The sequence below is a fragment of the Verrucomicrobiales bacterium genome (assembly GCA_016793885.1).
In the GTDB taxonomy this organism is placed as follows: domain Bacteria; phylum Verrucomicrobiota; class Verrucomicrobiia; order Limisphaerales; family UBA11320; genus UBA11320.
Genome location: JAEUHE010000042.1, coordinates 81,946 through 97,260 on the forward strand (window position 1 = coordinate 81,946; position 15,315 = coordinate 97,260).

General features: G+C 59.4%; 10 protein-coding genes. 8 read left to right on the forward strand and 2 right to left on the reverse strand.

All coding sequences use genetic code 11. The annotated features are described in order from the left end of the window. Window positions 1-7: 7 nt before the first annotated feature. The 7 genes from JNN07_05395 (at window position 8) to JNN07_05425 (ending at window position 7,498) form a co-directional block, all read left to right on the forward strand. Window positions 8-1,138 (forward strand): hypothetical protein, encoded by a 1,131-nt coding sequence (locus tag JNN07_05395; protein ID MBL9167153.1) that lies wholly within the window; start codon window positions 8-10, stop codon window positions 1,136-1,138. A 9-nt stretch (window positions 1,139-1,147) separates the two neighbouring features. Beyond that, window positions 1,148-2,041, forward strand: a complete 894-nt coding sequence (locus JNN07_05400) for a transketolase (GenBank protein MBL9167154.1) — start codon at window positions 1,148-1,150, stop codon at window positions 2,039-2,041. Window positions 2,042-2,055: 14 nt separating this feature from the next. Then, the gene (locus JNN07_05405) at window positions 2,056-3,054 is read left to right on the forward strand and encodes a hypothetical protein (GenBank protein MBL9167155.1); all 999 of its coding nucleotides are present in this window, start codon (window positions 2,056-2,058) and stop codon (window positions 3,052-3,054) included. Between the two features lie 17 nt (window positions 3,055-3,071). Continuing rightward, window positions 3,072-4,052 (forward strand): phosphoglycerate dehydrogenase, encoded by a 981-nt coding sequence (locus tag JNN07_05410; GenBank protein ID MBL9167156.1) that lies wholly within the window; start codon window positions 3,072-3,074, stop codon window positions 4,050-4,052. Window positions 4,053-4,070: 18 nt separating this feature from the next. Beyond that, on the forward strand, window positions 4,071-5,282 hold the full coding sequence (locus JNN07_05415; GenBank protein MBL9167157.1) for a DegT/DnrJ/EryC1/StrS family aminotransferase: 1,212 nt from the start codon (window positions 4,071-4,073) through the stop codon (window positions 5,280-5,282). Window positions 5,283-5,424: 142 nt separating this feature from the next. After that, complete coding sequence (locus JNN07_05420) at window positions 5,425-6,954, forward strand: radical SAM protein (protein ID MBL9167158.1); 1,530 nt, start codon at window positions 5,425-5,427, stop codon at window positions 6,952-6,954. Further along, a complete protein-coding gene (locus JNN07_05425; protein MBL9167159.1) occupies window positions 6,923-7,498 on the forward strand; it encodes an NUDIX hydrolase in 576 nt (191 codons plus the stop codon). The genes JNN07_05420 and JNN07_05425 overlap by 32 nt, the downstream gene beginning before the upstream one ends. Before the next feature lie 145 nt (window positions 7,499-7,643). Here JNN07_05425 and JNN07_05430 read toward each other — a convergent pair whose 3' ends face one another. Beyond that, window positions 7,644-9,668 (reverse strand): hypothetical protein, encoded by a 2,025-nt coding sequence (locus JNN07_05430; protein MBL9167160.1) that lies wholly within the window; start codon window positions 9,666-9,668, stop codon window positions 7,644-7,646. A 382-nt stretch (window positions 9,669-10,050) separates the two neighbouring features. On the opposite strand from JNN07_05430, the gene JNN07_05435 reads away from it, so the two are divergent. Further along, window positions 10,051-13,845 carry a hypothetical protein gene (locus tag JNN07_05435; GenBank protein ID MBL9167161.1) on the forward strand — a complete coding sequence of 1,265 codons (3,795 nt, stop codon included), beginning with the start codon at window positions 10,051-10,053 and terminating at the stop codon, window positions 13,843-13,845. 43 nt (window positions 13,846-13,888) lie between these two features. Here the strand turns inward: JNN07_05435 and JNN07_05440 are convergent, their stop codons facing one another. Continuing rightward, window positions 13,889-15,256 carry a PQQ-binding-like beta-propeller repeat protein gene (locus JNN07_05440; GenBank protein MBL9167162.1) on the reverse strand — a complete coding sequence of 456 codons (1,368 nt, stop codon included), beginning with the start codon at window positions 15,254-15,256 and terminating at the stop codon, window positions 13,889-13,891. Between the last annotated feature and the right edge of the window lie 59 nt (window positions 15,257-15,315).

The window sequence follows — 15,315 nt, forward strand, 5'->3', positions numbered from 1 at the left end:
GAATCGAATGATTATTACTCGCACTCCATTTCGGATCTCCTTCTTCGGCGGGGGAACGGACTATCCTGGTTGGTATCGTGAGCATGGCGGCGCGGTCCTGGCGACCTCGATCGACAAGTATTGTTATCTCACATGTCGCCATCTGCCGCCCTTCTTCGAACATCGGATCCGCGTCGTCTACTCCAAGATCGAGAATTGCAACTCGGTTGAGGAGATCGAGCATCCCTCGGTGCGAGAGACCCTCCGTTTTTTGGATTTTCAGCGAGGGGTGGAAGTGCACCACGACGGCGATCTTCCGGCCCGAAGCGGGATGGGATCGAGTTCGGCCTTCACGGTGGGGCTTCTGCACGCCTTGTATGCGCTCAAGGGACGAATGCCCGGCAAGCACCAGTTGGCGATGGAGAGCATTCACCTCGAGCAGGAGGTTCTGAAGGAGACCGTGGGATCGCAGGACCAGGTCACAGCTGCCTACGGGGGATTCAATCACATCTCCTTCCACCAGTCCGGAGAGATTTCTGTGCGGCCGATGATACTACCCCCATCGCGTCTGCAGGAGCTGAGTTCCCACCTGATGTTGTTCTACACCGGCATCAAGCGGACCGCCGCGCAGGTGGCGAGCACCTATGTTCCCACGATCGAGTCCAAACGGCGGCAGTTGCGGATCCTCCGCGACATGGTGGAGGAGGCAATCTCCATTCTGTCCGGAACGGGAGAAATCCGAGCCTTTGGCGACCTGCTGCATGAGGCCTGGCAGGCGAAACGCGCGATGAGCGACCAGATCTCCAACCCGGAGATCGATGACATCTATGAGACCGCCCGAGCTGCCGGAGCACTGGGAGGCAAGATCACCGGAGCGGGCGGCGGAGGATTCCTTCTGCTGTTTGCGCCGCCCCGTCATCACAATCACATCCGCGAGAAGCTCGAGGGTTTTCTGCACGTGCCCTTCAATTTCGAAACCTCGGGGAGCCAGGTCATCTTCTACGACCAAGAGCAGGACTACACTGCTGCCGAAGAGGACAGCCGGCTCCGCAAGATCATCGCCTTTCGCGAGTGGTCGGGCGGAAAAGCCGAGGTCGCCGCGACCAGCGAAACTCGACTGGAAGCCATCGGAAACAATCTCGTTAAAGTCGACTTCTAATCATTGTCTATGCCACGCACCTCCACTTCCTCGCGTTCCAAGTCTCAGGCCCCTGCGCTCACCCACTCCCAGAAAGCCATGCTTCCTGACCTCGCCGCCAAATCACACTGGTTGCGCCGCGAGTTGTTCAAGATGGTCATGGCCACGAAGAAGGGCCATATCCCGTCCTCTTTTTCCTGCACCGAGATTTTGGTGGGACTCTTTTACGGCGGGGTGCTGCGCTACCGTCGTGGCGAGCCCCAGGACCCTCAGCGCGATCGTCTGATTGTGAGCAAGGGCCACGCTGCGATGGCGCTTTACCCCATTCTGGCTGACGTCGGTTGGGTGGCTGAGCGCGAACTGGCGCAGTTTACCAAGAAGGACGCCGTTCTGCGCATGTATGCCGATCCGAGCATTCCGGGAATCGATGCCATCAGCGGATCGCTGGGGCACGGCCTGGGCATCGCTTCGGGAATGTGTCTCGCCGCCAAGCAAGACGGACGCGATCAACGATCCTTTGTAGTGCTGGGCGACAGCGAGTGTTACGAGGGCTCGGTCTGGGAGGGAGCCTACTTCGCCGCGCACTACGAGTTGGACAACCTGGTGGCCATCGTCGACCGCAACGGGCTCTCGATCATGGGCAAGACCGAGGAACTGCTGAGCATCGGATCCCTGGAAGAGAAGTTTCGCAGCTTCGGTTGGGAGGCTGTCAGCGTGGACGGTCATTCCTACGAGGAGCTTCTAGGAGCTTACTCGCGTCAGGGCAAGACCTCAGGGAAGCCCCTGGCCATCATTGCCAATACCGTGAAAGGGAAGGGGATCTCATTCATGGAGAACCGTAGCGAATGGCACAATCGGATGCCGGACGCGGCGCAACAGGAACAAGCCTGGCGTGATCTCGAGACGAACTGCATCGCGAACTGAATTTAAATCCTACTATGTCTGCCAAACCCAAACTCATGCGGGACGTGCTCATTCAAGAGATCTTCGCTCGCGCCAAGACGAACTCTAATCTGCTCTTCCTCAGCGCCGATCTGGGAGCTGAGTCTCTGGACCAGTTCCGCGCGGAGCTGCCGGGCCAGTTTATCTATCCCGGTATCTGCGAGCAGAATATGATCGATGTCGCAGCCGGCTTGGCCAGCGCGCGCAAGACCGTCTTTACCTATGCCATGGCCAGCTTCATCACCGCTCGCTGTTACGAGCAGCTGAAGGTCGCACTCGGCGCGATGAACAAACCCGTGACCGTGGTTTCGGTCGGTGTCGGCCTCGGCTATGACGACGCCGGGCCCACTCATTATACGACCGAGGATGTCGCCTGTCTGCGGGCCTTGCCGAATGTTGAGATCTGGACGCCTTGCGACGAGGAGTCGACCCGTGAGATGACCATCGAGTGCTGCGAGCGACCCGCTTTCCGGTATCTCCGGTTGGAGCGACCGGCGCTTCCCAATGTCTATCAGGGCAACTTTCGAGCCGCCATGTCCAACGGGTTCTGTGAAGTGGCGTCCGGGGGCGAGGTGGCCATCGTCGCCAGCGGCTACATGCTGCATCGGGCTTTGGCGGTTCGGGAGCAGCTGAAGATGGAGGGGCTCGACGTCTCGGTGTTTGACCTGTTCCGGATCAAGCCGCTGGCTTCTCGTGAGCTGGTTCGGCAGCTGGACCGTTTCTCCCATGTCGTCAGCCTGGAGGAACAATGTCTCGCCGGAGGTTTTGGCAGTGCCATCGCCGAAGCGTGGGTTGATCATGGGGTCAGCAAACCGCTGCTCCGCCTGGGTCTGCCCGACCGCTACTTCTTCGAGAACGGCGGCCGGAATCATGTGCTGGAGCAATCCGGCCTCGGCGTCAGCACCATCGCTCAGAGGGTCACCGAGTTCTCTCGCGCCGATTCCAACCCCCGGAGCCGGATGCCGACCATCCCTTCCACCGCCCGATCGTTTTAACTCAACCCCCTAATCCGGTGCGTCTTCCGCCTCTACTCAAAGTCACCTCGCCGTCCTTCTCCAAGAATGAATCCTTGGTGATGGACGTAGCGGAGCTGCCGCTTCGCACCGTCCTTAACTCCCTCGGGGAACGGTTCGAGGGGGCGGCTCTCGCCCGTTATCTGGCCGACGCAGACGCCGCCATCGTTGGGTTGGAGAAGATTACTGGCGAATTGCTCGACAGCTGCCCGAAGCTTCAATTGGTCGCCAAGTATGGAGTGGGATTGGATAATGTGGATTTGCAGGCCTGCGAGGAACGGGGAGTCACGGTTGGATGGACGCCGGGCGTCAACCGCTACGCCGTCGCGGAGCAGACTGTTGGGTGCCTGATCGGCCTCAGTCGAAATCTGTTTTTCGCGACTCGCAAACTTCGCGATGGCATGTGGGACAAGGTTGGCGGACGACAGATTTCCGAGCTAACCGTGGGAATTGTGGGCCTCGGCCAGGTCGGACGTGAACTTGTTCGGCTGCTCAAACCCTTCGGCTGCCGGATCCTCGCGAATGACATCGCGGACATCTCAGATTTCTGCGCCTCCTCGGGCGTGACTGAGGTTGGACTCGAGGACTTGTTGCGACAGTCTGATGCCGTCAGCTTGCATGTTCCGCTCACGTCGGAGACACGGCATCTCATCAATGCCGATGCGCTTTCCCGTATGCGCCGGACCGCCTACCTCATCAACACTTCCCGCGGAGATGTGGTGGATCAGACTGCGCTCAAGCACGCCCTGCGGGCTGGCACCATCGCCGGTGCCGCCATTGATGTCTATGCCGTGGAGCCTCCCAACGATTTGGACTTCCTTCGGCTGCCGAATCTCGTGTGCACCCCGCACATTGCTGGAAATTCCGCCGAGGCGGTGGTTGCCATGGGGCGCAGTGCCATCTGCCATGTGAAGGAGTTCTACGGACTCCACGGCAACACCCTCCGGCCCGATCCTCTGGCGGTGAAAGTCGCCGCCTGAACTCTACTTTAATCAGCTATGATCCTATCGAAATCCAAAGCTCAGGGTGAGATATCGGAGAACCTGAACTGGCCACTGATGCGAAACAACATCTCGCGTCAGGATCTCGACGCGGTGATTCACTATCTGCAGCAGGATGATCCGATCCTGACGCAGTCGAATCAGGTTCGCGCTTTCGAGCAGGAATGGTCGGAATGGCTGGGAGTCAATTACAGCGTTTTCGTAAACTCGGGGTCCTCGGCCAACTTGCTGAGCATGACGGCGCTGCGCCAGCACTACGGGCCAGGGGAAGTCATTGTTCCCACCTTGACCTGGGTCTCCGATATCGCGTCGGTGCTGCAGGCGGGACTGGACCCGGTTTTTGTGGATATCAATCCGCGCACACTCGGGATGGATATCGATCAGGTCATCCGCAAGCTGGGCCCCAAGACGCGGGCCGTGTTTTTGACGCATATCCTGGGCTACAACGGGCTTGATCAGGTCCTTCTCGATGAGCTTCAGCGGCGGGGGATCCCGTTGATTGAAGACGTATGTGAGTCGCACGGTGCCCGCTTTGGTGACGCCAAATTGGGGAGCCTCGGGCTGATGTCCAACTTCTCGTTCTACTATGCGCATCACCTGAGCACGATTGAGGGCGGCATGGTCTGTACCAACGACGCTCAGTTGTATCAGACCCTGCGCATGCTGCGATCGCATGGCATGGTTCGGGAGAGCACATCGGTGGATCTGAAGCAGCGGTTCACCACTCAGCACCCGGATCTGAACCCGGACTTCATTTTTGCCTTTCCAGCCTATAACGTTCGCAGTACCGAGCTCAACGCCATCATGGGGCGGTCGCAGCTCAAGCGGCTCGATGCGAACAATCGTCGGCGGACCGAGAACCTCCTGCTCTTTCTGGAGAATCTCGATCCGGAGCGGTATCAAGTCGATTTCGCCACCGAAGGCAGCTGCAACTACGCCTTCACGCTCATTCTGAGGCACCCGGATGAGGCGTTGCGGGACCGCGTGATGGACCGGCTTCGTCAGCATGGCGTGGAGTTCCGACGCGGCACCAGCGGCGGGGGCAATCAGTTGCGGCAGCCCTATCTGAAAAAGCTGTTCGGCGAGAAGGAGTGTCTCAAGTTTCCGCGCGTGGATCATGTCCACTTTTTCGGTTTCTACATCGGCAATTACCCATCGCTTGAGCGCGCCAGCATCTTGGAGCTGTGCGCCTTGCTGAATACCCTGTGATCATCGTCTCCTCAATCGATTCCCCTTTAGGTGGAGTGAGCTACGGGTTCGCTGATGTGTTTCCCTCGGGCCAACACCTCTCACCCGGTCACTCCACTGTTTTTCCATACCTGATTCCATCCACCTCTATCGCTGATACACTATGAGCCAATCCATTGACCTCGTGCTGGTGAACCCGAACGGACGCAAAAAGATCTATCAATCCCTCGGCTCGCTCGCTGCCGTCGAAACGCCCGTGTGGCCGGGCCTCATGTCGACCTACGCCCGCAAGCAGGGTCTCAGCACGCATATCATCGATGCCGAAGCGGAGGAGCTAAGCCCCACGCAGGTGGCCGAACGGATCGAAGAGCTGAATCCGGCGCTGACGGCCGTGGTGGTTTACGGCCATCAGCCCAGCGCTTCGACGCAAAACATGACGGGCGCCAGCGCCTCTGCTACGGCCATCAAGTCCAACAATCCCGAGCGCAAGCTCCTCATGCTGGGTGGCCATGTCGCCGCCTTGCCCAAGGAGACCCTCTCCATGGAACGAGTGGACTACACTTGCAGCGGCGAAGGGTTGGTGACGCTGACCTCGCTAGTCGAGGCGATCAAAGGGGGCCGTTCGGAGGACCTCGCCAAGGTTCCTGATCTCTGGTTCTGGGAGAAGACCGGCAAGGCAAAATTTTCGGCGATATCCGCTCCGTTGATCAAGAACCTCGACGAAGAAATGCCCGGAATGGCGTTCGACCAGATGCCCATGGACAAGTATCGGGCCCACAACTGGCATTGCTTTGGCGACCTGAAACGCGAGCCCTATGCCGCCATCTACACAACCCTAGGCTGCCCTTATCATTGCAGCTTCTGCTGCATTCAGGCTCCGTTCAAGAGCGGCGAAAAGGCCTTGGGAATGAAGGAGACTTCGAGCAGTTATCGTTTTTGGAGCCCGAAGCTGGTCGTCGATCAGATCGAGCTGCTGGTTCGCAAATATGGGGTTCGCAACCTGAAGTTCGCCGATGAGATGTTTGTGCTTAATCCGAAGCATGTGTTGGGAATTTGCGACGGCATCATCGAGCGGAAACTCGATCTGAACATCTGGGCTTACGCACGGGTGGATACCGTCAAGGACAACATGGTGGAGAAGTTGAAGCAAGCCGGCGTGAACTGGCTAGTCTTCGGTATCGAGGCAGCCACGGATCGAGTTCGGACGAATGTGGAGAAACGCTTCGAACGCGAGCAGGTGTATGAGACCGTCAACAAGGTGCGGGCGGCCGGCATCAACGTTTTGGGCAACTACATCTTCGGCCTGCCGGAGGACGATCACGACTCGATGCAGGATACCTTGGATCTGTCGCTTGACCTGAACACCGAGTTTGCCAATTTCTATTCGGCGATGGCGTATCCGGGATCGCAGTTGTATCACATGGCCATCAAGGAAAAGTGGGCCTTGCCGGAGACCTGGAGCGGCTATTCGCAGCATTCGGTCGACACACTGCCGCTTCCAACGAAATATCTGAGCGCCGGGGAGGTCCTAAAATTCCGGGACGAGGCCTTCCACACCTATTTCAAGAGCCCGAAGTATCTGAAGATGGTGAGCGACAAGTTCGGACCCGCCACCGTGGACCACATCCGCGAGATGACGCAGTTCAAACTCGAGAGGAAACATGTCCGCGCCGCCACCGAAGTTGCCGCCTAATTTCCACGCGCCGTGGGAAGTAATCGGACGTCGCGAGGTATACTCCTGTCCGCCTTGGATCAGCCTGGAGGTTCAGGAGGTCCGTCTGCCTGATGGTCGGCGGGTGGATGACTACCACCGGATCAATCTTCCCGATTACACGGTTATTTTCGTTGAGACCGCGGATTGGCGCATTGTGGTGGAGCGTCAGTACAAACATGGTGTTGGGTCTGTCACCCTGACTCTTCCGGGAGGCCTGATCTCGCCCGGCGAGGATCCTTTGGCGGGCGCTCAGCGCGAATTGCTGGAGGAGACCGGATTTGAGGCCGAGGGCTGGCGCTCATTAGGAAGTTTCGTTCAGAACTCCAATTATGCGGGTAGTCGCGGGCACCTATTCGCCGCCCGCAACGGGCATTTTGTCCGGCCGCCCAAGTCGGGAGATCTAGAGAACATCGAGACCCTGCTGCTCACCCGGGATGAGTTGTTCCGGGCCATTCAACGCAACGAAATCCACGTGACCAGTTTCGTCGCCGCCATCGCTCTCGCCACGCATCCGAACCTATAGTCCGAGAACCCTACCACCTACCACCTACCACCTACCACTTACCACCTACCACTTACCACTTACCACTTACCACTTACCACCTGGCCCCTTCCACCTTCGCCGAGGCTTCGGCGTGACAAGGGCACCTGACACCTGGGGCTTTAACTCACAAGGGATGGATCACGATGGCCTCATGGATCGCTACGGCTGGGACAGCCAGTTGGATGCTTCCATCTCGGTATTCGAAGGGAAGCATTCTTCCGGCTGGCTCGAGGGTCACCTTTTTTGGCGCCTGATCCACCCGCACGGAAGCCGTGAATGGGCCCGCGGCTGGGATGGTTTCTAGAATGGACTGGGTCCGATGTGGTCCACCGGCGTTCACGAGGTTGACCAGAAGGTTCCCAGCCTTGCGAGCGAGGCAGACATCGACTTCGCCGGGGCCTTCCAGCTTCACCACCGGGTTGGGAAACAGCTCGCGTGTCAACTCTCCCACCAGATGGCGAGCCTCGTCGCTCGGCTGTCTGGCATATTGCTGGCCTAGTGGAAAGTACACGCCCGCAATCTTCCCTTGGCCCAGAGCAGCGATCGAAACGGCGATCCTGCCCGAATTGGCCGGATTGTTCGTAGTTTCCCACTGTGCGAATGCCCGTGCCTTGCTCCCCAAGGTTACCGTTGAGAGCCCCTTCTTCACCGGGAGCTCGAGTCCGGTGGCAGTACGCACGGAGCCGGCGAGAGATTTCGCCTCTCGATGAATTTGGATGTCCAGTTCCGGGAGGAACTGCTCGGCCGCCTCCGTCCCTACGACCAGCAGCTTTCCGCCTGCCCGGCCATACGCCACCAGCTCGTTTCGGAAAGGAGCTTCGAGATAGGCCCATTCGGGCACAACAATGAGCGGATAGTCGGCCAAGCGCCCGGTGACCTGATGTTCGCCCACCACTTCGACCGAGAGACGGTTCTCGAGCAAAGCGCGCAGCACTCCGTGGACGGCGCCCAGGTCCCGGTTGAACAGGCCGTTGAGACGCCGATAGTGTCCGGCGGTTGAGAGTAATACCGCAACCTGAGGCACGGGTTGCGAACGGTGGCACAGCGCTTGGCGGGCGCGACAGAATTGGGCCACTTCACCCATCGCAGGTATTTCCTCCAATCGGACGCTGCCATCGCGGTTTTGGGTGAAATACGCTTGGAAGCCACCTCCCAGGGCAACCACGACTGCGGCTTCACGCTGGAGTTGCACGGAAGTCTTCTGCTGATGCTTGGGCTTGGTGCCAAAGCTCCAGGCCATCAAGTCCCAGGGCTTTCCTTGTCGGACCAAGTATCGACCGGATAGCCGCGCCGAGTTGACGCTGTCCTCGGGAGAATAGTCACCGGACAGGAAATCCACCGGAACGCTCACCGGCTCGGCCATATGATCCGTGAACGCCCAGTTGCTGCACAGGGCGAACCCAGGGTGAGTTTTTTTGACCTCCGATAGGTAGTGTCGGAGGTAGCCCCGAAATGCTTCGCGATGAAACTGAAGGAAGTCGACCCAATGAGGGTCTGATGGTTTTCGGGGTATTCCCGCGATGCCGGTGGCTTTCTTGAAGGCCTCCAAGGCGGCCGGAGAATAGTCCGGCACCGAGGCCCAGCATTCGCCGTCCACCCACACTCCATCGAGTCCGTAATCTCCGGCTAACTCGCGTAATTGGGGGATGAGCAACTGATCGGCGTAAGGGCTCCAAAACGATGTCGCGTTTCCGTTGGCTTTGCCGCTCGCATCAATCGCTGCCCAGTTGGGATGCTGTCGGATGGCTTCGCTGTCCCAGACGCCGGAGTAGTGAACGTAAAGCGCCACTCCGTGGCGGGCGGTGACCTCGCGCCAGAGGCGAAGGGGATTGCCGACAAAGCCGGGCGCGGGGTTTCCGACTTTTGTAGGGTAGCTCGAGAATCCAGGATGACCTTTGCAGTCGGTTTGAAGATAATCGGGTCTCACTGTTCGAAGAATGGTTTCGAGCATCCCCGTGGTGGTGTTCTTGCCGATCTCGTGGCAGTCCGCTCCGGCGTGAAAATCGAAGTGAATGCCTAGGAAACTTTCCGCGCGCGTCAATCGCGGAGGAGTTGTCGGCGGCGCGGGGGCCTGACCTGGAGCAGACGAGGCGTGAGTGACTAGGGCGAGAACGACAACAGCTGATCGAAGCACGATCCATGGGCTCATGTGTGATTCGACGTCGGGACGGCGGACAGGATTCGGATTTTTCACCCAACACCGTCCGGGCACACAGAGTTCCGAAGCCGCACGAGTACCCACGAGAGACAGACATCCCCCGGACCGGAAAAAGGATCCCTAGGAACCGTCCGCGGGACCGACCGCGGTCCATCTCCGCGTCTAGCCACGACCAAACTCCTGAACGTACGTTCAACGAATTGGTCACGGAACCCCTTGGCGCTTTCGTGGTGGCCCGGATGAAAGTTTCCAATGTCGAGGATGATAACTCTTCCCTTGCTTTCTCCGCCGCGGCGGAAGTAAAACGAAATTGATCTCAAGCTTGTCTCAACGCTTGTTCAACACAATCCCGTCAGGCTCAGGAGTTATGTCTATGAAGATCGAACTTGTTCGCATCGGATCGATCGTCAACACGATCCGCCTCGCTCTCGTCCTCGTCCTAGGGTTGGTCTCCACCGTCCATGCCACTCTCATCCCCGTCCTTGAGTATCCGATGGGAGAAACCGATTCTCCTAACGTTTTGGGCGGACCAGCCGCCAACCCGAGCAACCCGGCCATCGGCTCGGACGGCTTCGTGAGGCGCGGGGCGCCGCGTTATGTGGCCGGACAGGCCGCCGTTGGCTCCAGCCATGCGGTGCAGCTGGAAACCCAGCCGGGTGTCGCTCCGCAGTTCTATAGCACGGACTTCGATTTCAATCCGACGGAACCGAGCCGATGGGGTTTCAGCTGCTGGGTGAAGTTTAATGCGCTTCCTGACCCGGACAAGGCTCCGGAGGTGACCATCATGCACATCGGGGACATCAATGCCGGATCCATCATCCTGCAAACCTGGGCCAAGAACGGCACCATTGTGTTTGGTACTCACGCTCCTGGAATCGCGATCAACGTGGGGAATACCGAGGTGCAGTTGGGCCGTTGGACGCACTTGGCGGTGGTCTTTGACGGGACCGGAAAGCTTTATGTGAACGGCGTTGAGGATGGGAACGTGGGAGGCGGTCAAAATCCCCCCGCTGGCGTGACGGTAGGAGCCAGCCGTTTCACGCCCACCAGCTATGGAGCCACCGCCAATATCACGATCGATGACGTCCGCGTCTTCGAGGTTGAGAACAGCACCTTCGTGGTGGAGGATTTAGCGGTTCCCCCGGTGGTTGGTCCCTTCGTTCTGAGCTCCTCCGGCGATCCTTTCGGGTTTACGCTCGAGATTCAGGACAACGGCGGGGCCATTCTCGACCTCAACAGCATCTCCTTGAAGCTGAACGGGGAAACCGTTTTGCCAACCTCCGTGACTCAGCCAGGCAACACGGTGGTCGAGTTGCGTCGGCCCGTTGAGAACCCGCTTCCCGCGGGCGTCTACGGCATCGAGATCAGCTACAAGGATACCGCGGGGCAGACCTATTCTGATGCGCGGTCGTTTCGGGTTCGAGGTTACACGCTCCTGCCTCTGGAGTTTTTGAACACTGCGGTGGACACCGCCAAACCGGGCTTCCTGATCCGTTCCCATCAAGTTGCTTCCGGCCAGCCAAACCTGCTGAAGTGGACCGAGGAACAGCTGGCGGGACTTCACGGACCGAACTTGGCATTCCCCTCTGGCACCGCGGATGGATACTACGAGCGGGAGTCGTACATCGATTTTAAGAGCGACCCCGGCCGATCTGGTAACTTCCCCAACGACGCCCCCTTCTCGGAGATTGGCATTCCGGGCGACGGCGTGGAAACTACTGATAATTCAGCCGCTGAGGTCCTCACCTATCTGGAGTTCCCCGCTGCCGGATTCTACACGCTGGGTGTCAACAGCGACGATGGTTTCCGTGTGACTACGGCGGCCAATCCGCTCGACAAACTCGCGGTGACGCTCGGCGAGTTGGATGGGGACCGCACAGCCGCTGACACCCTCTTCCGAATCTATGTTCCGCAGGCGGGGACCTATCCGTTCCGTTTGATCTGGGAAAACGGGTCGGGCGAAGCTGCCCTCGAATGGTTTAGCGTGCTTCCTGACGAGACTAAGGTGCTGATCAACGATTCCTTGGGGGGAAGTCCCGTCCTGGCCTACCGCGCTGCCGCCAGTCCCGCCTATGTGTCCAGCGTCTCCCCGCAACCCGGAGATACCGACGCCCGCGGCGATGTGGCTCTGACGGTCAAGATTACCGATGCCGCCACGACGGTTGAAACCGCCTCCGTGAAATTGGGGCTTAACGGCCCGGCCGGAGCGCCCTCCAGTGTCTCCAAGGCGGGTGGAATCATCACGGCGGTCTTGGCACCTTCCAGCCGGCTAGCGGCCGGTTCCACCAACATCGCCACGCTGGCCTACACTGACAGCGGTGGTCGGAACGTCAGCCGTCAATGGTCCTTTGTTGTGGCCGAGGAGACCGGGGCGGTGGTGTTGATCACTCCCTCGGGAATCACGCAAAAGGCGGGCGATACCTTGGGTGGATTCCCGGTCGTGAACCTGATCAATAACTCCGGTTTTGCCATCCCGCCCGATGCGAACAATTACGGCAGCACTGCGCACACGGCGGCGGGCAACACGTGGGTGACGGCTACTTCGGCCGGTCCCAATTACTTTGGAGGTGGTCGTCCCCAGCCGCAGTTTGATCTCACCCTCAACGGTCGGTTTCAGCTGACGCATCTCGTGGTCTGGGGCTATGGCGGCAACAACAATGAAGCTTCGGATTTCACCGTTGAATTCTCCAATGACGGCGGGGTCACGTTCTCGGGCAGCGAGAATGTTCAAACCTCGGCGTTGCTGGGTGGAAACTCGGAAGCCCTGGCCTTCGCGACGCCGCACATGGCGAACGCGATTCGTGTCACCATGACGGCCAACGCCGGTGGGCGCGGGTTCACCGGGGCCGGCACCGGGGATCGGGCGGGGTTAGGGGAGATTAAACTCCTTGGTCGGGCGTTGTCGCTCGTCACTCCTTCGGGTATCACGCAGAAGGCGGGAGATACGCTCGGTGGCTTCCCGGTGGTGAACCTGATCAACAACTCGGGCTTTGCCGTGCCACCTGATGCGAATAACTACCCTGCTACCTCGCACACTGCGGCTGGCAACACCTGGGTGACGGCAACATCGGCTGGTCCCAATTATTTCACGGCCGGCCGTCCTGCACCACAATTTGATCTCACCTTGAACGGGGTGTTTGAGCTGAGCCATCTGGTGGTCTGGGGCTATGGCGGAAACAACAACGAAGCCAGCGACTTTACCGTGGAGTTCTCGCGGGATGGGGGATCCACGTTCAGCGACCCGGAAACCGTCCAGACCAGCGCGCTGCTCGGGGGCAACTCGGAGGCTCTGGCTTTTGCCACGCCGCACTCCGCCAACGCGGTGCGGATCACCATGATCAACAATGCGGGAGGACGCGGGTTCACCGGAGCTGGTTCGGGCGATCGGGCTGGGTTGGGAGAGATCAAGTTCCTCGGCACTCCGGTCGTGACCGTGCTGGTGACCCCGACGGGAATTGCCCAAAAGGCGGGGGACACGCTGGGTGGTTTCCCGGTGGTGAACCTGATCAATAACTCCGGCTTTGCCGTGCCTCCGGATGTGAACAACTACTCCACCACGGCGCACACGGCGGCGGGCAACACCTGGGTGACGGCCACCTCTGCGGGACCCAATTACTTCGATGCGGGACGCCCGGCGCCCCAGTTCGATCTGACCCTGGGGGGACTTTTCGACCTGACGCATCTCGTGGTGTGGGGTTACGGAGGCAACAACAACGAGGCCAGTGATTTCACCGTCGAGTTTTCCCAGGACGGAGGCTTAAGTTTCGCCGGCTTGGAAGCTGTGCAGACGAGCGCGTTGCTGGGCGGAAACTCGGAGGCGCTAGCCTTCGGCTCGAGCCACGTTGCCAATGCGATCCGAATCACTATGGTGGACAACGCGGGCGGACGTGGTTTCACCGGGGCCGGCTCAGGCGATCGCGCGGGTTTGGGTGAGATCAAGCTGCTTGGATCGGCGGCTCGGGTGTCGCCCGTCTCGCGTCCGACCTTGACCCTGGCACCTGGAGATGGCGGTTGGGTAATCAGTTGGCCCGCTTCGGCCAGCGGCTTTGTGTTGGAGTCCACTGACCAACTGCCCGGTGGCGTGTGGTCAACGGTGGACGGGGTCGTGGGCAATCAAATAACCGTGGCGAACCCGGAAGGTAATCGGTTCTTCCGCCTCAGAAAGTAAGCGGAGCGGTCGAATCGTCCAGCATGGCCCACATTACAACGGCCTATTCTTTCTTCATTCCGGCAGAACGTGCGCCTTCTTCGATGGCAATCAGTTGGTGGCGGGTGCGGAACAAGAGCATGCCGTCGCTGATCGCCGGAGTCGCCATGCACGTCTCATTCAGGTGATTCGTCCCGCGGATCGTCAGGTTCTTTTCCGCGGCGACCACGAAGACGTTTCCAGTCTCGCTCGCAAGATACAGATGGCGCCCATCGGACACGGGCGAGGCAGTGAATCCCTGGCCTTGCTGGGAAAGTCGTTCGCTAAAGTGGATTAGGCCGGTCCGAGCCTCGAAACACGTCAGGATACCGTTGTCATAGCAGCCGTAGAGTAAGTCGCCGACGATGATCGGGGTTTGCATGTAGTTACCCTGGCGGCCGTGCGACCAGGCGATGAAGCGGTTGGTCTTACCCGGATCCTCCGGGGTGATATCGCCCTTCGCATCCGGATGGATCGCCCGCATCGGCCGCCACTTGCCATGAGCGCTGGTCAGGTAGATCAAGTTGTGCGCGAAGAGGGGCGTTGGGACGGGAATGTCTCCGCCGCCGTCTAGCGTCCAAAGTTTCCTGCCCGTGCTTAGATCGTAGCCCGCACTCTCATGCCATCCATTGGCCACGATTTGTACTCCCGTATCGGTGCGCACCGTGGTCGGGGTTCCCCAGGTGGGAACATCTTTTCGCGGGGTCTTCCAAAGTTCTCGACCGTTGAGAAGATCGTAGGCGGCGATAAATGAATCCTTTTGCACATCGCACTGAACGATCACCTTGCCGTCGTAAAGGATGGGGGAGCTGGCGAAGCCCCATTGAGCGGTGGGGGAGGCGAAGTAGCCGGAGTCCATCGGTCCCAGATCCAGTTTCCAAATCAACGTTCCTTCGGTGTTGAAGCAGAACAGTCCCTCCGATCCAAAGATCATGACGATATGGCGTCCGTCGGATGCTGGGGTGGAATTGCAATGGCTCGCCTTGGTGTGCCTTTTGACCCGGGGTCTGGCTTTGACTGCCAGGGAGTTCCATAGGATCTGGCCGGTAGATCGGTCGATGGCTAGCAGTCGCCACTCCTGCTCGTCATCGTCGGCAGCCGACTTGATGTCGCCGTACAAACCCACCTTGAGATCAGCATCCTTCGGTGCGACGACGGTGGCTACATAGATCCGATTGCTGACCGCGATGGGGCTGGAATGGGCGAGGCCCGGAATTCCAGTGTGCCAGCGGATATTGGTCCCGGTTTCCACATTCCACGATATGGGGAGCGCTCGATTGGTTTCGACGCCGCTGGCCGAGGGGCCGCGGTATTGGGGCCAGTCGGCTTGGACACGGACACCGGAAAGGGAGAGGGCTAAGAAAACACCCGTGGCTAAGGAAAGCGTGTTCACCCGTCAGGAGATAGAGCCTCTGCCAACCAAAGTCGCGAACAAAAAGAGTGAGATCAGTG